This is a genomic window from Brevibacillus sp. JNUCC-41 (genome assembly GCF_014844095.1).
GTDB lineage: Bacteria > Bacillota > Bacilli > Bacillales > DSM-1321 > Peribacillus > Peribacillus aracenensis.
Genome location: NZ_CP062163.1, coordinates 2,034,240 through 2,056,209, shown reverse-complemented (window position 1 = coordinate 2,056,209; position 21,970 = coordinate 2,034,240). Strand labels below are relative to the sequence as shown.

Below are 21,970 nucleotides of genomic sequence, written 5' to 3'. Positions count from 1 at the left end.
TGGTTATTTTCGTTTCAAAATGAGATTTTTGCCTTATAACATGAACCAAAACCATTTAGCCTATATTCGTTAATATGCACCTTCGTGCATAAAACTATAGAGATAAATTTTAATCATACCAGCAACAATAGTAATGATTGGATCAAGGCCATGCTTTCACTGGATACCTGTTTTTTTAGAAGAAGCTCACTTTTTCCATCCTTTTCAATCAAGGTGATGAATTCTTGAAGTTCCTCGTTCAGGCCATCCATTTTATTCTTGAGTTGAAGACCTTTTTCCTCAATTGCTGATGCGGCTTCCATTTCCTTTTTAAGTAGTTCTTTAATTTCTTCCAATGAAAGGTTTTCTCTTTTGTATCCTTCGATACGGCGGAGCCTTTCAAGTTCACCGACTGAATAATAACGGTAATTAGAGGCGGAACGTTCTGCTTTAAGCAAGCCTAGGTTCGTATAATAATCTACGGTTCGTTTCGTAACGTTCGCCATTTCCGCCAACTCGCCAATTTTTAAAGTCTCGTTCCCAACATAACCCCTCCTAACCGTCACGTGATGGTTTGACAAACTGAAAGCATGTCATTTCCTCCATGACGTTTTACTCTATTCAATCGTACATTATTTTATTTGAAATGAAAAATATTTATTACCCTCTTTTTACCCTTCAATGGAAAAACAAAAACCGATTAATTGAATAATCGGTTTAATTTTATCATTTAATCCACAGATTTATTTTTTTGTTTTAACTGAGAATTGATTGTTCAATATCTTAGGACCGCATTGGCATAGGGAAGAATGCTTTAGCCTTTTTATTGTTGTTCCGCATGTTTCACAAACTTTTGCTACCATTTATACTGTCCTCCTCACTTTAATTGCTTGTTATTTATTATACTACTTTTATAATGATAATCAATACTAAATTAAAATAATTATAAATAAGGTAGGATTTGTCTTTATTTTATTAGCTTTCCACTTCACAAGTGATTATAATAAAGATAAAATATTATAAAACTCATAAGGAAAGTTGGTATTATTATGACGAATGAAATCCGTTCCATTCCCCGTCCCTTAGTACGAACGAATCAATGGGTCATTTTGTTAAGCGTAGCCACCGCCTTATTAACGGGACAAATGTGGATATTAGTGATTCCTTTAACAGCAGGACTTTTGGGTATGCTCTTTGATTTCAATCCAGTGATGCGTCTGGCCAAGCTCTTTCTGAAAAAGAAACCCTCCGATTATATTCCTGAAGATCATTCACAGCAACGATTCAACCAAGCCATAGCAGTCTTTTGCTTAGGACTTGGATTCACTTCTTTCTTGCTGGGGTGGAATGCTACCGGTTATATATTCACCTTGATGGTTGGAATGGCTTCTCTCATGGCCATTCTTGGATTCTGCATCGGCTGCTTTATCCTTTATCAATGGAAGCATTATTCCTATCGCCGATCTATTCGTTAATACCACAAATAAAATGGGACTGACATTCGTCAGTCCCATTTTATTATTCGGTTGTACGTGTGGAATTACTCTTTTTGACCCAAATGGTGGCCAATGCAATCAGCAATAATAATACACCTTGCGGTACCAGCGTTTCCATTGTTGGATAAAGACCTATCGTTTCTACAAATGGGAAAGAGCTGATCGTATTTGTCTGTATCACTTGAGAAACCTGAAGTGAGTGGATAGAGACTCCAAGAATCTTGAAAGCCAGGGCATATATGAGTATCGTTGCCACTTTAAAGAATAGGGTCATCGGTAATTTCACACTGTATCGCAGCATGATGAAACCGATCACTACTAAAATGAGGAAGGCAAGGAAAATCCCGCTCAGCAGCTGTTTTAATTCCATATAAGGAGCCATTCCAGCATAAAAGATAATCGTCTCGGCACCTTCACGGAATATGGATAGAAAACTGATTAAAGCGAATGAGATGATGCTCCCCGTCGCAATGGCCTGGTTCATTTGCTTGCCGATATACTGGTTCCATGCATGGACATTCGATTTACTATGAAGCCAAAGACCAATTGTCAACATCATCAATACTGCCATAATACCAGTGATTCCCTCAATATATTCCCGGCTTGAAGCAGCCGTGATCTGAGAGAAAACGATATTGATTATGACCGCTAATATGGAACTGGCAACTAAACCCGCAGCAACCCCTGTCCAAATCCATTTTTGTTTGTCCGCTTGCCCGATTTTCTTTAGGAAAGACAGTAATGTAGCTACAATCAAGAGTGCTTCCAACCCTTCCCGTAGAAGGATCAGAGCTGCATCCCAGGTTGTATAACCCGTATCCTCAATTAAAGGGAGTAACCTTGTGTTTAAATCGGATACGATTCCCTTTGCTTCATCCGCCTTTACCTTTTTCGATTGCAATAGGCTGATTGCTGTCGGGATTTTCGTTTCCATATCGCTGTAAAGCTTGCTGTCCCTTGTGGAAACCTCCCCTTCTACATTGGGCCAAATTGTTAAGATTTCATTTAGCTTATCAACGGCAGAATTGATGTCATCCTTTTCGATATCCGTTGCACTTCCTTGTAAAAGTTCTGTTACATCCCCAAGTGAATAGGTGCTTTTCTGGCTTCCCACTTCAACTTTACCAGCAAGGAAATCCTCGATTAGACCCTTCAATTCAGTTAAATTTTTTTGGGCTTTTTCCGGATCAGGTGGGTCTTGGGTAATCGCTATACGCACAAAGGCCATTTTCGTTTCAAACTCACCATATGTAGCAACACTTTTCTCCCTGACAATGACCTCTGCATCGGTCCATTGATTCAGGAGATTGTTATATTGAACTTTGGCTTGATCAATGTCACCTTCAGTTATCAAAGCCTCCAACTTATCTATTAATGGAAGTATCGCTTGTAACCGTTCTTTATAGTCCGTCTTGTCCACAGGGTTTTCGTTTGTATCATAAATAACAAGAGTACTTGATAATGCCGATAATCGCTTTTTGATTTCACCTGTGGAGGCTTGGTCGCTCACAGCACTTTTTACAGCGGATAGCTTCTCGTCGACTTTCCTCGCACTCTCGCTGTCCGTTTTTATCGTTTTCCAATCTTGCTCGAATAGATCGATATTCTTCGATACTCCCTCAAGGTCGCCGGATTTTACCTTCATTAAACTATCGCCAATATAAACAAAAAGCTGATCATGGTTTTCACCCGCCGAAACCATCTTTATATCAGTCGAAAGAAATAAAAGACTGACGACTAAAACCAATATCCCACTCTTCCATCTAGAAACCGTCATAGTGGTCCCTCCTTATTCATGAACTAAAATCGCCAACTGGATAATATCCATGCTGGCGATTTTCACGTCCTCATTTGAAATTATATTTATCCAAAAAGGGAATCCCCGATATAGCCACCCTTTTTCACACCTGGTAAACAAGCGAACATGGCACTGCCCCTGTGAACGATATATTCGTTGAGCTTATCACTTTTCGCCAGTCGTTCTTGTATGGGTATGAATTGTTTACTTGGGTTTCGCTGAAAACAAATGAATAACAAGCCGGCATTGAAGCTCCCCGTTTTAGGATCCATTCCATCTGCATATGAATAGGGACGCCGCAATATCTTTGCTTTTCCGTCCCCCCTGGAAAGACTCATATGCGAATTTTCTGGAATGACCCGATTTCCATTTGGGTCTTTAGCTTCGAGATCCACGGTATCGAACTCATGCTTCATTCCTAGTGGGGCTCCGCTGTCGCGATGACGGCCAAACGTATTTTCTTGTTCTTTCAATATAGTCCGGTCCCAAACTTCAATGTACATCTGGATTCGGCGCACCACCATATAACTGCCTCCAACAAGCCAGTCAGGACCGTCCTCACCCTTCACCCAAACATGCTCATTCATTTCATTATTATCATTCGTATCCGGATTGACAGTCCCATCCTTAAACCCGAATAAGTTCCGCGGTGTCGTTTTTTGTGAATCGGCTTGCTTTGTCCGTTGAAATCCTGTTTGTGCCCAATGAATGATCGCTTTCCCCCTGCCGATCCTCACTAAGTTCCGGACGGCATGGAAAGCCACTTGAAGATCATCTGCACATGCTTGAATACAAATATCCCCACCGCTCCATTCTTCTTCTAAAGCATCTAAAGGGAATTGGGGCAGGTCCTTTAATTCAGCAGGTCTTTTTGAATTCAAACCAAATCGATCTTTGCCATCCTTCGAAAAAAGGGTCGGACCCACGCCAAAAGTGATCGTTAAATTGGATGGTGATAATTCTTTCACTTCCCCCGTATCCTTTGGGGGCATATTCGTATTAAGTGATGTATCACCAATCAAATTCCCTGCTGTCATCTGAGCCGCAGCCTCTGTCCAATCCTTAAATAACTGAATTAAGTCTGACCTTTTATCCGTGGTTACTTCCAATGATGCGAAGTAAAGGTTATCTTGCGCTTCAGTGGTGATACCAGCTTGGTGCGCTCCATAAAAAGGAACAATATCCTTAGTTTGTCCCTTCGCCTTTTGTTCAGAAAGTGTCAGCAGCCCGCCAAAACCGGATGCCCCTATCACGACTCCGATTCCACCGACTCCTGCCGTTTTCAACATATTTCGACGACTCACCTTTTTTGTAAAAAGTCCGGTTTCATCTTTCGGTGTATGTTCTTTCAATTAAGATTCCTCCGTTACAATCCCTATTTGCGAAAGTGGTTCAGCTAATGCATCAATTGCTTGACTTAGCTCTTTGACTTCAGATTCCTTTAAATCCGTATATGAGATGTAGCCATTCCCTTCCTTATGCTTTTCAAGCAAGCCGTACACATCGTCAAAACGTTTTTGGATTTCCGCAGCAAGCTGCGCATCCTTTTCTTTTAAAGCTGGAGTAAGCAGTTCATAGATCTTCTCTGCACCTTCAACATTTGCCACAAAATCATATAAATCGGTATGGGAGTATCGGTCCTCTTCTCCTGTCACTTTACTCGTGGAAACTTCATTCAATAAATCCACCGCACCCGTGATCAACAAATCGGGTGTCACCTCAACCGTTTCAACTTTAGCACGAAGCAAATTAACATCACTCATTAATTGCTCTGCATACTTTTCGTATCCTTTTGTTGTATTTTCTTCCCATAATCCCATTTCAATCTTATGGTAACCGCCCCATTCTTCATCTTTGACATCCCCTTTACGCGCATCGATTTTGGGATCAAGATCGCCAAAAACTTCAGCGATGGGTTCCGCTCTCTCATAATGCATCCGTGCTGGTGCGTATAATTCCTTCGCCTTTTCAATATCACCGGCAGATACGGCCGTAGTGAATTCTTCCGTTGCGTTTACGAACTCTTCTATTTCACCAATGGCATATTCCCGGTACTCGCTAGATACACCATCAAGCTTACTCGCACTCACTTCTTTGGCCTTATCGTCTGCCGGTTTAGTTCCTTCCTTTTCCTGCGCACAGCCAAATAATAGACTGGTTGATAGTAAGACTGCTAATGACGCTTTTGCTTTCTTCATATTGTATTCTCCCTTTGAAATGGTTTGTAGATTCATATTAGCAGATAATGAAATTCATTATCAATATATATTTTAATGGAAACATGACATTATGCATTCTCTTCCAAAAACTTATTCCTTTTCCTATCGGATGATAAGCCACCAGCTGGCTAAAAATAAAAAAGGCAGCCTATAAATCAGCTACCTTTCACGCTCACTCATTAACTTGTCATTTTCTTTGTCCATGATTTTCGTGATATCCACAACAAATTCATTGATCAATATTAGCTCTTGCTCATTATAAGCGGAGCATAACTCCTTGGTGGCCACAGAAAGCGATTGATAGTGCAATTTAATCTGTTCCTGTCTTTCCGGTATCGGCACAATCATGACCCTTCTTCCATCCAATTGATCTCGTTCTCTTTTAACATAACCGGATTTCTCAAGGCGATTGATCAGGGCCGTAACCGATCCCGTACTCAATCCTGTAATTTTGGATAATTCACCAGCTGTAATCGGTCCTGTTTCATTCAATATTTCAGCACTCTTTAAGTCCGTATGGGATACCCCTATTTTCTGGGCCATGTTTTGTTGAAATAAAACGGACCTCATACCATACCGCTGCAATCTTTGTGTTAAACTCTCTAACAGAGCTGCATTCACCCCATTATCGCTTGACATAAAATGCCACCCCTTTTACACTTAAATTTATCTTGATTTTCAAGATAAATGTTTTGTTTCATCTTAACGTTTACCCTTCAACCATGTAAAGGAAATTCATTAGCTGGTTGATATGAAGGAGGAAAATAAATGAACGTTCAAAAAAAACAAAAATTCATTGTTGCCGGTTTACTTTTGGGTATCTTGATGTCAGCAATGGATAATACGATTGTTGCGACTGCAATGGGAACGATCGTTTCTGATTTAGGCGGGTTCGATAAGTTTGTATGGGTGACATCTGCCTATATGGTCGCCACGATGGCAAGTATGCCGATTTTCGGTAAGCTTTCCGACATGTATGGAAGAAAGCGGTTTTTTATTTTTGGACTTATAGTCTTTTTGGTCGGTTCCGCATTATGCGGCATGGCTCAGAGCATCGTGCAGTTAAGTATCTTCCGTGCAATCCAGGGGATAGGCGGAGGCGCTTTGATGCCTATAGCCTTTACGATCATTTTTGATATTTTCCCACCTGAAAAACGCGGGAAATTAACTGGCCTTTTCGGCGCTGTATTTGGGGCTTCAAGTGTATTGGGACCGCTTTTAGGTGCTTATATTACTGAATACTCCAGCTGGCACTGGATTTTCTACGTCAATGTTCCGATTGGTGTCATTTCTTTATTTTTCATCTGGAATTATTACAAGGAGTCACCCAACACACAAGAACAAAAAATTGACTGGGGTGGCGCAGCAACTCTCGTCATTGCCGTTATCAGCTTAATGTTCGCTCTCGAACTGGGCGGGGAGTATGGCTGGAGTTCCTCTCCTATCATAGGCCTGTTTGCCAGTTTCGTGGTTTTCTTCGTTTCATTTTTCTTTTTCGAAAAAAGAGCAAAAGATCCAATCATTTCATTATGGCTGTTTAAAAGGCGATTATTTGCCACTTCTCAGATTTTAGCCATTCTTTATGGCGGCACATTCATTATTTTAACCGTCTATATCCCGATTTTCGTCCAGGCAGTCTACGGCGGTTCCGCAACAAATGCAGGATTGATCCTCACTCCCATGATGCTTGGTTCAGTATTCGGCAGTGCAGTTGGCGGGATATTCAATACAAAAACAAGCTTTCGCAACTTAATGACGATTTCCGTCATCTGTTATTTTGCAGGAATGCTTCTATTAGGGACCATCACCCCTGATACCAGCAGGACTTTATTAACTTTGTACATGATTCTGACTGGATTTGGCATGGGCTTTTCCTTCTCCCTTTTGCCTATTGCGTCCATTCACAACTTGGAACCTAGATTCAGGGGGTCGGCCAACTCCACAAACTCATTCCTCCGTTCATTTGGGATGACACTCGGTGTAACGATTTATGGAGCGATTCAGACCAATGTATTCCAAAGTAAAATGACGGATGCGTTTAAAGGAATGCAAGGAGGTCCGGATACAGCCGGATTGATGGATGACCCACGGCAGCTCTTCCAATCGGATGCACGTGCCGAGATTCCGGACTTTATCCTGGATAAAATCGTTCATGCAATGTCCGATTCGATTTCATTGATCTTCACCTTGGCCCTCATTCCGATCGGTCTTGCTGCAATCACTGTGTTCTTCATGGGAAAAACAAGAGTGGAAACAGCTTCAAAAAAGGAATCAATACAATAAACAAAAAGCGCTGCACTTGCAGCGCTTTTTGTTATTTTCATCTCCCTTCTATTAATGGGAGGTGAAGATTGCCGAAAAATCATTCCACAACTAAAATATAAGTAACACATTTACGTACCGAGGTGAGAAGTTTGAAAATCGTATGTTTTGGTGACAGTTTAACAAGGGGCATTTCTTATGTTAAGGGGCGCCTTCGCATCATTAAAGAAAATTATCCGAACTCTTTAGCTAAGCTAACAGAATCTTTGCCATTCGTGGAAGTCTTGAATAAAGGGGTTTTCAATGACAACTCCGACCTGTTGGTTAGCCGAATCGAGAAGGACGTCATGTCGGAAAATCCCGATATCGTATTAATCGAGGTCGGTGGAAACGACTGTAACTTCCATTGGGATGAAGTAGCCAAGAATCCAGAAGGTGACCATGAGCCCATCGTTCCAATCGAACGCTACCTGGATAATATCACACAACTTGTCAAGCAGATTCAGGGCAAGCATGTAAAACCATTCCTTTTAACTCTCCCGCCACTTGACCCTGCCAGGTATTACAGATCCATTGCTGATAAGTTCGGTCATTCGATCGGGCATTTCGTTTCCCATGTCGGTGGTATTGAACATTGGCATGGGATGTATAATCGCCAATTGAAACACCTTGCAGAGGAACTGAAGGTGCCTTTGATTGATGTCCGTTCCTATATTAAATCCTCCGGCGACTTAGGGCGCTTGATTAGTGATGATGGCATCCACCTCACTTCAGAAGGATACCAGCAAATGAGCATGGCCATATTCAGTGATTTGCAAAAGCATATGGAAGAAGATATTCTTCCTCAGCCATAACGAAAAAAAGGCAAAGCATGGCGCTTTGCCTTTTTTTGGCCTTACAGACTTTTCACTTCCACATTTTCCGGAAGCTTGAAAGGGTTTTCGGTGTTGATCCGGTCATAAAACATCATCCCGTTTAAATGATCTAACTCATGTTGAAAAACGATTGCAGCAAAGCCCTTCAGCCGCATCTCTATTTCCTCGCCATTACCATCCAACGCTTTAATTTTAACCCGTTCATAACGCGGTACATATCCTTTAATATCACGGTCGACAGAAAGGCAGCCTTCACTTTGCGGTAAATAGATCATTGTGGCCGAATGACTGATGATTTTCGGATTCACAAGGGCATATTCAAACAGCTTCCCCTTTTCGTCGGGAAAATACATGACGAACATGCGTTTATTCAAGCCTATCTGATTTGCAGACAACCCAACTCCTTCACGCAGGTTGAACTTCTTTTGGAGTTTTGGATCCTGACTATTTTTCAGGTATTGCATCATGCATTCCAACGTTTCACGATCTTCATCCGAAATCGGCAGGCTAACTTCATCCGTTACCTGACGCAGAATGGGATCCCCTTCTCTAACGATATCCTTCATCGTAATCATATAGTCTTTTATAAATTTACTCATAGAACTTCACACTCTTCTACCATTTTATTTTTTCATGACTTAGACCCTTTCACTTTAGCATTTCGCTTTTAAAAAGTCTAATATGCTGGTTAGATTAAATATTTCAAAATTCCGGACTCATTAATCTTCCATAATAAATATTATTTCTTGCATTTCACATTATTTACCTTTATTTTAAGGTACAAAGACCTATAGATTACATGTTTAAAAATTTTATACTGGATATATACTCTTAAAGGAGATGAAAAATTGAACTCGAACTCTAAATTAGTTTCGAAATTGCTGCCGTTCCTTACGGCTCTCATTGTGATAATCGCTGGAGTCAGTTGGTATGTTGTTACTCAGTCAAAGGATATGGTCATTCCCTTTTCTTCGGTAGAAAAGACGATTAAAGCCCAAAATGGAGCCCTTGTCACCATTGAAGAAAAAAGAAATGGCACTCTTCACATCTCCACGCCAGATGGAGAATATGTTTCCAATATTCCTCCCAACAGTCAAATGATCAATAAACTTGTCGAAACTTATAACGTTCAATATTCTTTTTCATCAACTAATAAATCTGCATTATGGATTTTAGGCGGATTAATGGCGGCTCTCGTCACAACCGGTGTCATAATACAGAAAAAATCAAAGAACGGATTGCGGATCGGCAGTAAAAAACAAAGCCTTTCCACCCCAAAACCCCTGCCAGAGATAACTTTGGATGATGTAGGCGGTTTGCAATCCGAAATCAAACAGGAAATCCTACAGACACTCACTACACTGAAGGAACCTGAACGTTCAGCTAAAATTGGAATTAAGCCGCCTCAAGGCATTTTATTATATGGCCCCCCTGGAACGGGGAAAACACTGCTTGCACAGGCAATTGCAAAAGAGCTTGGTGCAAACTTCTTCTCAACGAGCGGTTCAGCCTTCAACGAAATGTTTGTTGGTGTCGGTGCAGCCCGTGTCCGCAGCCTTTTCCAAAATGCACGTAAGCAATCGCCAGCCGTTATTTTCATCGATGAAGTGGACGCGTTGGCTGGTAAAAGGAAAGCTCATGGCGGGGAAGAAGGCGAAAAAACGTTAACTGAACTGCTTGTGCAATTGGATGGAGGCCATCCAAATGAAGGTATTTTATTCATTGCAGCGACCAACCGGAAAGATATGCTCGATGAGGCATTTCTACGTCCGGGCAGGATCGATTTTTCTTTCCAAGTTCCACTTCCAGATACAAAAGGAAGAAAGGAAATCATCGATATCCATACGAAGGGAAAGCGTCTAGCGACAGATGTCCTGGCTTCCCTGGATGAGTTGGCTGAAAGTACATCCGGTTTCTCCGGCGCTGACTTAAGCTCCCTGTTCGATACTGCCTCACGTCATGCCCTGAGGAATGAACAGGACATGATTCGTAAGCAGGACCTTGATTACGCCATTGACCGTACGATACTTGGAGCGACATCACGTACCTTGAATGATGCGGATACGAAGCGGCGCGTGGCCATTCATGAAAGTGGACATGCCCTGATTGCCGCTTTGACAAAGCCCGGTTCCGTTCGAAAGGCGACCATCATTCCGCGTGGGGAAGCCCTTGGATATGTAGCGCCAATACCAAAAGAACTCCATCTGGCAACAGCCAGTGAATTGCTTGATCAAGTCAAAATGATCTTAGCAGGTGGCGTGGCGGAAAGAATGTATTTAGGAGAACATAGCATCGGTGTAGGCGGAGATGTACAACAGGCGAAGCATCTGCTTGAACAAATGGTCGATACCGGAATGCTTCAAGATGGATTTACCCTCACCTTTAATAAAGGTGAGAAGGAGCAAAAGATGCAGGAATTATTCACGAAGGCGATTTCTGAAACGGAAATGTTGATTGACTCGAATCGCTTACAATATGAAGAGCTCGTTGAAGAGTTATTGAAAAAAGAGACACTTGAAGGATCAGAGGTTCAGCGTATCGTTGATGCTTCAGAAATAACCGGCATATGCTCGAATGCTTAAGACTCTTTTTCGTTGAGTCTTATAAGTACCTAATATAATTTTTAGAGCCTGTTTCCAATCGAACAGGCTCTTTTTTTTATCATATATGGCCGCAGGACAAAGAAATGAATTAACCAGATGGATATTCCTCATACTAGTCAACGCGATATGACCTTTTACGGTTTTTCCTCCTCTTGACCACCTTGACACTCCCTTTCCTAATCAAAATCAAATATTCGATGGCAGCTCAAATACAATCCCCTTGGCAGATATGAATTTCAGAAAGTTTTCCGCTCCTCGATGCGAAGGCCATGGACTTCCGTCTGGTCTTACAGGTAACTCACTGACCACAACAGGCAGAGTGAAATCATAATATCGTTCAGAATGAAGGAAGATATCATTAAAATAGGTACCCCAGGCATAATTACACCTGCCGTTTGGAAGAAGTCTTTCGTATTCACGCAAGGGTCATGATAGATCCTGCTGCCAATGGGACACCCATTTGTTTTGGTTAAGACAATTTATCACAGTAAGAAGTATACAGAGAAGCAGTTTCATCCAATAAAAAAAAGGCGCCGACAAGTCGACACCCCTTTTTTGACACGTTTTATAGTTTTTCCAACCGGATGATATCTGGTGTATTTTGTTTCTGGATCCCTGACTTTTGCAACTTCACTGCCGTTCCTTCAGGTAAGTTAGTGAATATAATAGGAGTGACCGTTGATGGTGCATTCCGTTTTATGAAATTTAAATCAATTTCCAAAAGAGGTGTTCCTTTTGTTATTCTTTGACCTTCCTGCACAAGAGATGTAAACCCTTCGCCATTTAGTTTAACTGTATCCAACCCAACATGGATCAGGATTTCCAGACCATTATCCATTTTCAATCCGAGTGCATGATTTGTCGGGAAAATACTTAGAACTTCCCCATCAATTGGGGATACTAGTTTTCCGTTGACAGGTTCGATAGCAAAGCCATCCCCCATCATTTTCATGGCAAACACTTGATCGGGAACTTGTTCGATCGGTAAAACGGTTCCTTCAATTGGAAGGACAAAGTCATTTGCACCCATAGCTTGGTTTTCTTCCATTTTATCCTCTGCCACTTGTGCAGCTGGACTTGTTTTCACTTTGCTTGGGTCGACGCCATTTTTGACAAGTTGTTTCATTGCATTTGCAACGAATTCGACATTCGTTCCAACAATGACTTGTACACTCGATTTATTCAACTTCATGACACCGCGCGCACCATGCCTTTTTAAAGCTGCTTCATTCACATTTCCTGAATCGGCCACTTGTAAACGCAAGCGCGTTGCACAGTTATCAATTATCTTTATATTCTCTTTACCGCCAAGATCTTGAATGAAAAGCGATCCCATATCGGTATATTTATCCCCTGTTTTCACAATAGTTTCTTCTTCCACATTTTCCTCATCGTCTTCACGGCCAGGTGTTTTTAAATCCATGATCTTGATGACAAAATAGAAAATCACGAAGTAAACGACCGCGTATACCAATCCAATCGGTATTAACCATAGCGGTTTTTGCGCAATGCCGAAGTTCAAGAAATAATCAATGGCCCCTGCGGAGAATCCAAAACCATGATGGATATCTAACATAACAGCGAGAGCCATAGAGACACCGGTTAAAAGGGCATGTATTACATATAACACCGGTGCGATGAACATGAATAGAAATTCAATAGGTTCAGTGATTCCTGTAAGAAAAGAAGTGAAAGCTAACCCAACAAGCATCCCTGTTACCAGTTTACGTTTCTCCTTCTTAGCAGCTGCAATCATCGCTAATGCTGCTGCTGGAAGTCCGAACATCATGATTGGGAAAAAGCCGGTCATGAAGGGCCCAGCTGTCGGGTCCCCTGCGAAGAAACGATTTATATCACCTGTCGCTCCATTGTATTCACCAAAAACAAACCAAACCATACTATTCAGGACATGATGCAATCCTACTGGAAGCAATAAGCGATTCAATACGCCAAATACGCCGGCACCCAATGCCCCTGCACCTGTAATCCAGTCTCCAACACTATTGATTACATCTTGAATTGGCGGCCAGACAAAACCGAATATTCCCGCAAGTATAATCATCGCCAGCGAAGTGATGATTGGGACGAACCTTTTCCCTGAAAAGAATCCAAGCCATTCAGGGAGTCTTATGTCGGAGTATCTATTATATAGAAGAGCTGCAACTATACCCGATATAATACCGCCTAAAACAGCCATATCGATATCTTTATTAATTGCTTGTGTTCCATTCGTTAAAACAAAGTAACCAACAAGACCAGCTAATGCCGCGGCACCGCTACCGTCTTTAGATAATCCTATTGCAATACCTAAAGCGAATAGTAAGGCAAGATTATCAAAAATCGCTTTTCCCGCGGCCGCCATAAATGCAATATCAAGTAAATCTGGCTGACCTAAGCGAAGCAATATAGCTGCTGCTGGCAAAACAGCAATTGGCAGCATAAGAGCTTTACCAATCTTTTGTAAAAAATTCAACATCGAACTCATCTCCCTTGTTCCTAACTTCTTCTATTGATTCTGTTGAATGAGAAGTATAAAGCGTTTTCATTTTATCAATATAATAACTTTTCTTTGGATTATACTAGCACAGAAAATATATAGATGTCTATACCAATTTACTTGAAAATATACTATATTCTTTGTAAATAAAGCAATAATATCTTTTTTATTCCTTATACTACCTAACTGGTCTAGACAACTTTTAATAAAAGCGATAAAATGAGGGCAAAATATATGAGACCATTTAATGACTCATTCATTAAGTTTTACTTTCATAAAGGAGATTATGTATGAAAACATTCATTATTAATAATCTAATAGTTCATGGCGAAAAGGAAACATACAAAAATGGGTATATTAAAGTCGTGGATGGAAAAATTGCCGAGGTTGGTCCAGTCAGCCAATATAAACAGGACGATGATGCCAAAGTAATTACTCTTTCACCGGATTATCAGGTAATTCCCGGTGCCATCGACATTCATATTCACGGGGCATCCAATTCCGATGCAATGGATGCCACATATGAAGCATTATCCACAATGGCTGGGACCCTTCCCAAAGAAGGAACCACAAGCTTTCTGGCCACTACAATGACTCAATCTACCGAAGCCATTGAATCTGCCCTTCTTAATGCTGGTAAATATATCGAAAATCAAACTGAAGAACACGCTGAAATAGTTGGGATCCATTTAGAAGGTCCTTTCATTTCACCGGCCCGTAAAGGAGCGCAGCCTGAGGATTATATCATTGATCCTGATGTCACTCTATTTAAAAAGTGGCAGGAACTGGCCAAAAATCAAATCAAGCTTGTAACGCTTGCTCCTGAACAACCAAATGGATTAGATCTAGCCGCCCACTTAAGGGGAACTGGCGTCGTCGCCTCCATTGGACATTCAGATGCAACATATGACCAAATAGATGAAGCAATCCATGCAGGTACTACCCACGTTACACATCTTTATAATGGGATGCGGGGACTCCATCATCGCGAACCTGGTGTTTTGGGAGCTGCTTATCTTCGTGACGAGCTATATGTTGAACTTATTGCTGACGGCATTCACTGCAGGCCGGAAATGGTGAAGCTGGCGTATAACCAAATTACCAGTGAACGCATGATCTTGATAACGGATTCGCTTCGTGCCAAATGGCTTGAAAAGGGAACCTATGATTTAGGAGGTCAGCCTGTGTATGTAAACGAAACGAAAGCAACGCTTTCAGACGGTACACTAGCCGGCAGTATATTGAAAATGAACGATGCCATCAAGAACACATTGGAATATACCGATTGTTCCATGACTGACATTATAAAAATGACGGCAGAAAACCCTGCCAAACAGCTTCGGATTTTTGACAGAAAAGGAAGCATCCAGGTCGGAAAAGACGCCGATCTTGTAATATTGAATGACCGCTTGGACGTTGAAATGACGTTCTGCAGAGGAAATTTAGCTTTTAAAAAGGAGAATGTATAATGAATATCATACAAGTGCAGGACTACATGGAAATGAGCCGGACAGCTGCAGAAATAGTGATCGGAAAAGTCAAAGGAAATCCAAATATCAAATTGGGCCTTGCTACAGGCGGCACCCCAAAAGGAATGTATGATAATTTGATTGAAGATCATGTGAATAATCATACTTCCTATGAAAATGTAACATCTTTTAATCTTGATGAGTATGTCGGCTTAAAACCAAATGATCCAAACAGTTACCATTATTATATGAATGACTCCTTATTCACTCATATCAATATAAATAAAGAGCGTACTCACCTGCCAAATGGTACGGCTGATGATACTAACGGGGAATGTAAACGGTATGACGAAATGATTGATTCCGTGGGAGGGATTGATCTTCAGATACTTGGTATTGGGCAAAATGGCCATATTGGTTTTAATGAACCTGGAACTTCATTTACATCGGGTACACATGTCGTGACACTTGAAGATTCAACGCGCCAAGCGAATGCACGTTATTTCGATTCCATAGACGAAGTTCCTACACATGCCGTTACGATGGGCATTTCAACAATCATGAAAAGCAAGGAAATCCTGCTGCTGATATCTGGTGAAGAAAAAGCCGAAACCTTGAAGAAATTGATACACGGTGACATTTCCGAGGACTTCCCTGCATCTATCCTAAAAAAACATGATAGTGTTACAATTATCGCAGACCAAAAAGCATTATCCGGAGTGATAATACCCTAAAAGGAGCGAAAGTCGATGATTGATAAAAACTCACCTCTTCCGATTTATTTTCAAATCGAAGAACAAATAAAAAGACAAATAGAAAACGGTGAGTTCCAAGCCCACAATGCCCTTCCATCTGAACGTGAATATGCCGAGCAATTCGAAATTAGCCGGATGACCGTCCGGCAAGCCATAAATAATTTGGTGAATGACGGATACTTATACCGTCAAAAAGGAAGGGGAACCTTTGTCGCCGATAAGAAACTGGAGCAGCAGCTCAATGGGTTGACCAGCTTCACCGAGGACATGAAAGCCAGGGGATTAAATCCAAGCAGTAAGCTGCTGAGCTTTGAAATCATTCCGGCTGATAAAAAGATTGCCAGTGAATTGCACATTTCGCTTTATGCTCCCGTTTATGAAATAAAACGCATTCGTTTGGCTGATGATGTTCCTATGGCCCTCGAGACCGTATACATGTCTGCCAATTTAATTAAAGGGTTAACGGAAGAGATCATTAACCTCTCTCTTTACCAATATGTAGAGAATTACGTTAAACTTAAAATAGACTATGCTACACAAACGTTGGAATCGTCGATTGCTTCTGAATTAGAAGTCACCCATTTAGCGATTCCAAAGCACTCACCCATATTATTCATTCAAAGGCATACGTTCTTAATGGATGGAACTCCCCTCGAATATGTTAAATCGGCATATCGTGCGGATAGATATAAGTTCACTATCACTATAAGCAGATAAAATTGAATATTTTCATCACTAAATTCTTTTAATTGCCAAAGGTAATCGGAGGGTGTCACAAATATGAATTCATACTTTGAAGAAGTGCAGGCTTTACTCACAATTGTGGGAGAACAGGAACAGCAGTCAATTAGGGAAGCCGTGGACCATATCTCAAAAGCGGTGATGTCGGATGGAATCATCCATCTATTCGGAAGCGGGCACTCTCATATTTTGACCGAAGAGGTATTCTACCGGGCAGGTGGGTTAGCCGCGATTCGTCCTATTTTCGTTGAAGACTTGATGCTTTTTAAGGGAGCTTCAAGGTCATCCCAACTTGAACGGCAAAATGACCTATCAGAGAAATTCATGCATGATGAGGATATCCGTCCTGGTGATGTCTGTATCGTCATTTCATCATCCGGCGTAAATCCCGTTCCCATAGATGTCGCCACTATCGCTAAAGAAAAAGGGGCCTTCGTCATCGGACTAACATCACCGGAGTATGCAAAAAGTTGTCCTTCACGGCATAAACAGAAGCATTATCTCCACGATGTCGTTGATTTGGTCATAGACAACCATATTGCCAAAGGTGACACATTACTGAAATCAAATAATATATCTTTTGGTTCTGGATCGACCGTGATCGGGGCTGTTCTCCTCAATATGATTTTCACGCAAGTCATCCAAACGATTATTGAAACAGGGGAGACCCCTCCCGTATTCCTTAGCAGTAATATCGAAGGGGCAGATGAACATAATCAAAAGATCATCGCGAAATATAAAACAAGAATCGCCCAATTATGAACCGATATAGCCAAAAAGGAATACATAAGCTTTTATGTTCATCGTGAAGCAGTCATATAAAAGAAGGCATTCCATTCGGATGCCTTCTTTCATTCAATGGGTACTTCCCTTCCTTTATTCCTTATTCTTCAAAAAGGGCCACCAATTCGCATTACCAAACGTCGCAACCATAACAGGAATAAACAATGGCAATATGACAAACGCATATAAAGCAAGCCCCACCAAAATTAAAGTGGCTATCTCCAAGAGCGATAAAACTCCTGCTGGCATCATGGCAGCAAAGGTTCCACCCAGAATGACAGCTGCTGAGATGATCACCGTTCCCATTTTTCTCATGGACAGTAACATTGCTTCCTTGACCGGTTTATCTTTCCATTCATTAAAGCGATCCATCAAGAAAATGCTATAGTCAATGCCAAGAGCAATCAAGATGACGAAGGCAAAGAAAGGAACTGCCCAGCCGATGCCAGCATAACCGAGAATATTAACAAAAATCAACTCTGTAATGGCGGCCGCTGTATAATAAGTCAAAACGAGCGACACAATCAAATAGACCGGCATGACCAGGGATCGCAGCATAAAAAAGAGAATGATTGCGATACCCGACAGCATCAAAACGACCGTCCGCGAGAAATCCTCCTCAGACATCATGCCCAAGTCATGATGCGTACTTGTAATTCCCCCTATCGCCACCTGCGCATTTTCAAGCTTTGTATCTTTCGTTACTCTTTCAACGGCTGCCTCGATCGAACCGATTTGCTCGATTGCTTCATTGGAATATGGGTTTGCCTTGAATACCACATCCATTGTCATGATTTTACCATCTTCAGATAAATACGCGTTCAATGCCTCCCCGAATTCTTCGCTTTCCACTACTTCTTTGGGAATGTACATGCCTGTTACAGTTTTATCCGTTTTTGCCAGTCCTGATAAATAACCCTGTGCAGACGATAGTCCATCATGGACTTCATTCAGACCATCCGCACTTTCATTTAAGCCATCTGTCAAATCGGTAAGTTGTCCGCCGAGGCTTGAAAAACCATTTAGGAGCTCTTGCTGCCCATTACTTAAGCTGGTAAGTCCTCCTTTAAATCCTGACAGGTTATTTATGACTTCCCCCTGACCATTGGCCATCGTGCTAAGACCTTTTTGTAAAGTGTCAACACCTGAAATCAATTGGTTCAGGCCCTCCCCAAGAGAAGTTTGACCCTTTACGATCTCTGCCATATTTTGATTCGCCGTATTCAAACCGCCGGATACTGAACCAAGATTCCTATTGAGTTCCGAAAGGCCTGCTGCCATGGGCTCCAAGCCACCCTGTGCCCCTTGCACCGTTTGCTTGATCGTTTGATAGGACTGATCAGCCTGTAACTCTGGATGTGCGGCTTCCATTTGCTCAAAAGAAGGATTTAAACCAGCAAGGCTTTGTGATACGCCCGTAAGGTTAATTTGAATCTCTTTGTATCCCCCTGTGAGCTCACTTAACCCATTAGCTGATTGTTTATAGCCTTCGAGGAGCTGTCCGCTTCCGGCAGCGAGCTTTTCCAAGTTTGCCTTGACCTCAATCAGGCCGTTTTTTATATCCCCAGTCCCTGAGGAACCATCGCGAATGCCTGCTTCAATGCTTGTTAACGCCTTCTCCACCTGACCTACGCCGCTCTTTAATTCATTGGTTCCTGATATGAGACCCCCTATTCCATCCGTCGCTTGCTTCAAGCGCGGTCCTGAATCGGAAAGCTCACTGCCTGCCGTCTTTAATCCATCACTGATTTGTTTAATGCCTTCATTTCCTTCCCCGATTCCCTTTTCCAAAGTTTCGGCTTGGTTCGCGACAAATAAGTCCTTAATGGGTTCACCTGTCGGGCGGGTCATGGAACGAACTACATCGACTTCATCCACCTTGACGACTTCCTGGCTGATTTTTTCAGCAAGTGCGATGTAATCCTCCGAATCCATGCGTTCGTCATTTTTTATGACAATCTGTGTTGGCATGGATTGTCCTGGCCCGAATTCATCGGAAATGATATTAAATGCCATGATGGAAGGAACATCATCGCCCGCTTCTTCAAGAGAGTTATATGAAATCTTCCCATCATACATAAACAAAAAGGGAACACAGACGATTGCCACGATCATAAGCGCCAACAATGGGCGGTTCAAGGAGAAGTTACCCAGAATTCCCCATAGTTTACTTTCACTATGCTCAAGCTTCCCTTTTGCCGGCCAAAATAGCTTCTTGCCAAGAACAGCCATGAAAAATGGAACGATCGTATAAAGGGCGATCATTAAAATGAAAACCCCTATGGCAACGGCCGCCGCAGATTGATAGAGCTTAAAAGTAGAAAAACCGATTGCCGCAAAGCCAATCATTACGGTCAGCCCACTGAAGAAGACAGTCTTGCCGGCGGTTCGGTATGTCTCCACGATTGCTTCAGGCAAGGACTCCTGTGACGATAGCTCCTCCTTGAAGCGACTAAGAAGCAGGATGCAATAATCAGTCCCGATCCCAAATAAAATACCTACCAGGAATATTTGGGTGTAAGACGAAATCGGAAAGTCCCATTTATCCACCAGGAATGAGACGATGGATTGTGAACATAAATAAGTGAAACCGACTGTCACTAACGGAATGATCGGTGTCACCACTGAACGAAAGACTATCAGCAATACTGCCAGAATGAAGACAACCGTGATGCCTTCAGTTTTCTTCAGCCCCTCTTGGGAATTGGCATTAAGATCTTCATCGATCATCCAGCTGCTTGTGTAATAATGCTCGACATCCACTTGTTCCAACTCTTTATAAAGGGCATCGATCACATCCTTAGCTTCTCGGTCCCCCTTTACCATCGTGATGGAAGTCAAAACTGTTGATTCATTTTCCGAGACCAACTGACCTTTTAGCGAGGGCTCTTTAAAATGGGTCATGACCTCTTTGATACCAAGCTCCGCTTTATTCTTTTCAAGCTTTTGGACCGCTGTCTCAATCTCTTTCAATTCCGAGGAAGTCAACTTCTTATCACCATGGAATACGAGAGCCACTTGTGACTCATCCTTATCCTGGATCTCTTTCATTAGCGCATTGGCCATCCCGGAGGAATACTCTGGCGGTACATCCAGCTGTCCCTTATTCCGGACAAGTTCCGCCATATTCGGTGCCGCAAACAATAATCCTGCTGTCATTGCAACCCAAACGATAATGACCAGCCATCTTCCCTTTATGATCCCCCTCATTTATATTTCCTCCCATTCCTCATTTTTCATTTGAATGAAAATTTGTGAAAGCTTCTCATATGTATCAAGGAATTTAACGATCTCTTCATAATCGAATTTCGTCATGATGGTCTCTACCAATTTATAAATCTTATTTTCCGTTTCCTGTAACAATGCTTCCCCCTCTTTGGAAAGCTTTAAGTGAAAGACCCTTCGGTCACCCAGGTCCTGTTCCCGTTCTATCAATCCTTTGCCTTCCAGCCTGTTGATGTTGGACGTGACGGCACTCTTATTAATATAAAAGGCATCACTGATTTCCGTCGATGTAGACAACCGCTGTTGTTGAATGAACCGTAAAGTATAATATTGTTCATTCGTCAGCACATCACAAATCTGATCTTTTATTAAAAGCTCACCCATTTTATTGACATAGAAGGAAACCCTCATATATCGATCAATCAATCCAGAAACTTTGTCATTAGACATCGTTGTACCTCCCGAAAAGTAGTTCAGTCATTTAACTATATGTAGATTACTATTGTTTTATTTATTATGTCAATCCCAAGATAGTTTATTATTTCCAGTTTATCTTATGGTAAATAAGGGAAAACCCAAAGTAAGCAAACAATCTACTATTCTAAAGGAGGAACTATAAATGACTCAATCAACTATCGAAAATCAATCAACTATCGAAACTCAACCGAATAGCAAACTCTTAAAAGGGATTCTGATTGGGGGGCTTGTTGGTGGTGCGTTGACCTTGCTTGACTCCAATACAAGAAATAAAGTAAAGCGTTCAGCCGTCCTTTTAAAAGACAACTCCATGAATATGATTGAACAGGTCAAGGAAAATCCCGGCGAAATGAAGGAACAGATGGTATCAGGAGTCAAAGGGGCAACAGAGACGATTAAAGAGGCAATTAATGACGTTGAAACACTATATGAAACCGTTAATGAAGACGTGGTGGGTAGAGTATCCGAAGTAAAGGATATCTCCACTGATGCCCTTGGTACAGCTAAAGATGCAACAAGTGAATTGAAAGACATCAGCTCAAAAGTGGTCGTTGCCGGTAAACAGCTGAAAGAAACACCCTCACAATCATTGAAAGCCGATAATGATAAAGGTGAAAAAGAGAGTGATGAAATCGTTAAAGAATCAGGATTATCCAATCAAAAATCCATTTCATCCAACTTCTAATATAAAAAAAGCTGAGGCAAAATGCCTCAGCTTTTTTTTATCGCTTGTACAATTGGGATGTTGATTTCCGCTCCAGGCACTCGCTTTCCCCGGGCGGTCGTGGAGC

At 41.7% G+C, this 21,970-nt stretch carries 18 protein-coding genes; 9 read left to right on the top strand and 9 right to left on the bottom strand.

Going from position 1 to position 21,970, the window contains the following annotated elements:
* Positions 1–113: 113 nt before the first annotated feature.
* Positions 114–545 (bottom strand): MerR family transcriptional regulator, encoded by a 432-nt coding sequence (locus JNUCC41_RS10250; RefSeq protein ID WP_228467645.1) that lies wholly within the window; start codon positions 543–545, stop codon positions 114–116.
* 483 nt (positions 546–1,028) lie between these two features.
* Between JNUCC41_RS10250 and JNUCC41_RS10245 the strand changes: the two genes are divergently transcribed.
* Entirely contained in the window at positions 1,029–1,454 is a 426-nt protein-coding gene (locus JNUCC41_RS10245) for a DUF4395 domain-containing protein (protein WP_192207510.1), read from the top strand.
* Positions 1,455–1,497: 43 nt separating this feature from the next.
* Here JNUCC41_RS10245 and JNUCC41_RS10240 read toward each other — a convergent pair whose 3' ends face one another.
* The 4 genes from JNUCC41_RS10240 to JNUCC41_RS10225 form a co-directional block, all read right to left on the bottom strand.
* Entirely contained in the window at positions 1,498–3,252 is a 1,755-nt protein-coding gene (locus tag JNUCC41_RS10240) for an FTR1 family iron permease (protein ID WP_192207509.1), read from the bottom strand.
* Positions 3,253–3,338: 86 nt separating this feature from the next.
* Complete coding sequence (gene efeB, locus JNUCC41_RS10235; RefSeq protein WP_192207508.1) at positions 3,339–4,625, bottom strand: iron uptake transporter deferrochelatase/peroxidase subunit; 1,287 nt, start codon at positions 4,623–4,625, stop codon at positions 3,339–3,341.
* The gene (efeO, locus tag JNUCC41_RS10230; RefSeq protein WP_192207507.1) at positions 4,626–5,471 is read right to left on the bottom strand and encodes an iron uptake system protein EfeO; all 846 of its coding nucleotides are present in this window, start codon (positions 5,469–5,471) and stop codon (positions 4,626–4,628) included.
* Positions 5,472–5,651: 180 nt separating this feature from the next.
* Entirely contained in the window at positions 5,652–6,131 is a 480-nt protein-coding gene (locus JNUCC41_RS10225; RefSeq protein WP_192207506.1) for a MarR family transcriptional regulator, read from the bottom strand.
* A gap of 129 nt (positions 6,132–6,260) precedes the next feature.
* Between JNUCC41_RS10225 and JNUCC41_RS10220 the strand changes: the two genes are divergently transcribed.
* Entirely contained in the window at positions 6,261–7,775 is a 1,515-nt protein-coding gene (locus JNUCC41_RS10220; protein ID WP_192207505.1) for an MDR family MFS transporter, read from the top strand.
* A 131-nt stretch (positions 7,776–7,906) separates the two neighbouring features.
* On the top strand, positions 7,907–8,608 hold the full coding sequence (locus JNUCC41_RS10215; protein ID WP_192207504.1) for an SGNH/GDSL hydrolase family protein: 702 nt from the start codon (positions 7,907–7,909) through the stop codon (positions 8,606–8,608).
* Positions 8,609–8,649: 41 nt separating this feature from the next.
* On the opposite strand, the gene def is transcribed toward JNUCC41_RS10215, so the two are convergent.
* The gene (gene def / locus JNUCC41_RS10210; protein WP_048688779.1) at positions 8,650–9,228 is read right to left on the bottom strand and encodes a peptide deformylase; all 579 of its coding nucleotides are present in this window, start codon (positions 9,226–9,228) and stop codon (positions 8,650–8,652) included.
* Between the two features lie 249 nt (positions 9,229–9,477).
* Between def and JNUCC41_RS10205 the strand changes: the two genes are divergently transcribed.
* The gene (locus JNUCC41_RS10205; RefSeq protein ID WP_192207503.1) at positions 9,478–11,211 is read left to right on the top strand and encodes an AAA family ATPase; all 1,734 of its coding nucleotides are present in this window, start codon (positions 9,478–9,480) and stop codon (positions 11,209–11,211) included.
* Positions 11,212–11,797: 586 nt separating this feature from the next.
* Here the strand turns inward: JNUCC41_RS10205 and nagE are convergent.
* The gene (nagE, locus tag JNUCC41_RS10200) at positions 11,798–13,708 is read right to left on the bottom strand and encodes an N-acetylglucosamine-specific PTS transporter subunit IIBC (RefSeq protein ID WP_192207502.1); all 1,911 of its coding nucleotides are present in this window, start codon (positions 13,706–13,708) and stop codon (positions 11,798–11,800) included.
* A 311-nt stretch (positions 13,709–14,019) separates the two neighbouring features.
* Here nagE and nagA point away from each other — a divergent pair, with 311 nt between their 5' ends.
* The 4 genes from nagA to JNUCC41_RS10180 all read left to right on the top strand — a co-directional run bounded on the left by nagA (position 14,020) and on the right by JNUCC41_RS10180 (position 17,456).
* Positions 14,020–15,198 carry an N-acetylglucosamine-6-phosphate deacetylase gene (gene nagA / locus JNUCC41_RS10195; RefSeq protein ID WP_192207501.1) on the top strand — a complete coding sequence of 393 codons (1,179 nt, stop codon included), beginning with the start codon at positions 14,020–14,022 and terminating at the stop codon, positions 15,196–15,198.
* On the top strand, positions 15,198–15,932 hold the full coding sequence (gene nagB, locus JNUCC41_RS10190; protein WP_192207500.1) for a glucosamine-6-phosphate deaminase: 735 nt from the start codon (positions 15,198–15,200) through the stop codon (positions 15,930–15,932). Before nagA ends, nagB begins: the two co-directional genes overlap by 1 nt.
* Positions 15,933–15,947: 15 nt before the next feature.
* Positions 15,948–16,670 carry a GntR family transcriptional regulator gene (locus tag JNUCC41_RS10185; RefSeq protein ID WP_098372142.1) on the top strand — a complete coding sequence of 241 codons (723 nt, stop codon included), beginning with the start codon at positions 15,948–15,950 and terminating at the stop codon, positions 16,668–16,670.
* 63 nt (positions 16,671–16,733) lie between these two features.
* Positions 16,734–17,456 carry an SIS domain-containing protein gene (locus JNUCC41_RS10180; protein ID WP_192207499.1) on the top strand — a complete coding sequence of 241 codons (723 nt, stop codon included), beginning with the start codon at positions 16,734–16,736 and terminating at the stop codon, positions 17,454–17,456.
* Positions 17,457–17,570: 114 nt separating this feature from the next.
* Here JNUCC41_RS10180 and JNUCC41_RS10175 read toward each other — a convergent pair whose 3' ends face one another.
* Together JNUCC41_RS10175 and JNUCC41_RS10170 are read right to left on the bottom strand one after the other, a co-directional pair.
* Positions 17,571–20,687: an MMPL family transporter gene (locus tag JNUCC41_RS10175; RefSeq protein WP_192207498.1), complete on the bottom strand. Its 3,117-nt coding sequence runs from the start codon at positions 20,685–20,687 to the stop codon at positions 17,571–17,573.
* Positions 20,688–21,152, bottom strand: coding sequence for a MarR family winged helix-turn-helix transcriptional regulator (locus JNUCC41_RS10170; RefSeq protein WP_192207497.1), 465 nt, complete (start codon positions 21,150–21,152; stop codon positions 20,688–20,690).
* Between the two features lie 169 nt (positions 21,153–21,321).
* Between JNUCC41_RS10170 and JNUCC41_RS10165 the strand changes: the two genes are divergently transcribed.
* Positions 21,322–21,864, top strand: coding sequence for a YtxH domain-containing protein (locus tag JNUCC41_RS10165; protein WP_192207496.1), 543 nt, complete (start codon positions 21,322–21,324; stop codon positions 21,862–21,864).
* Positions 21,865–21,970: the final 106 nt, after the last annotated feature.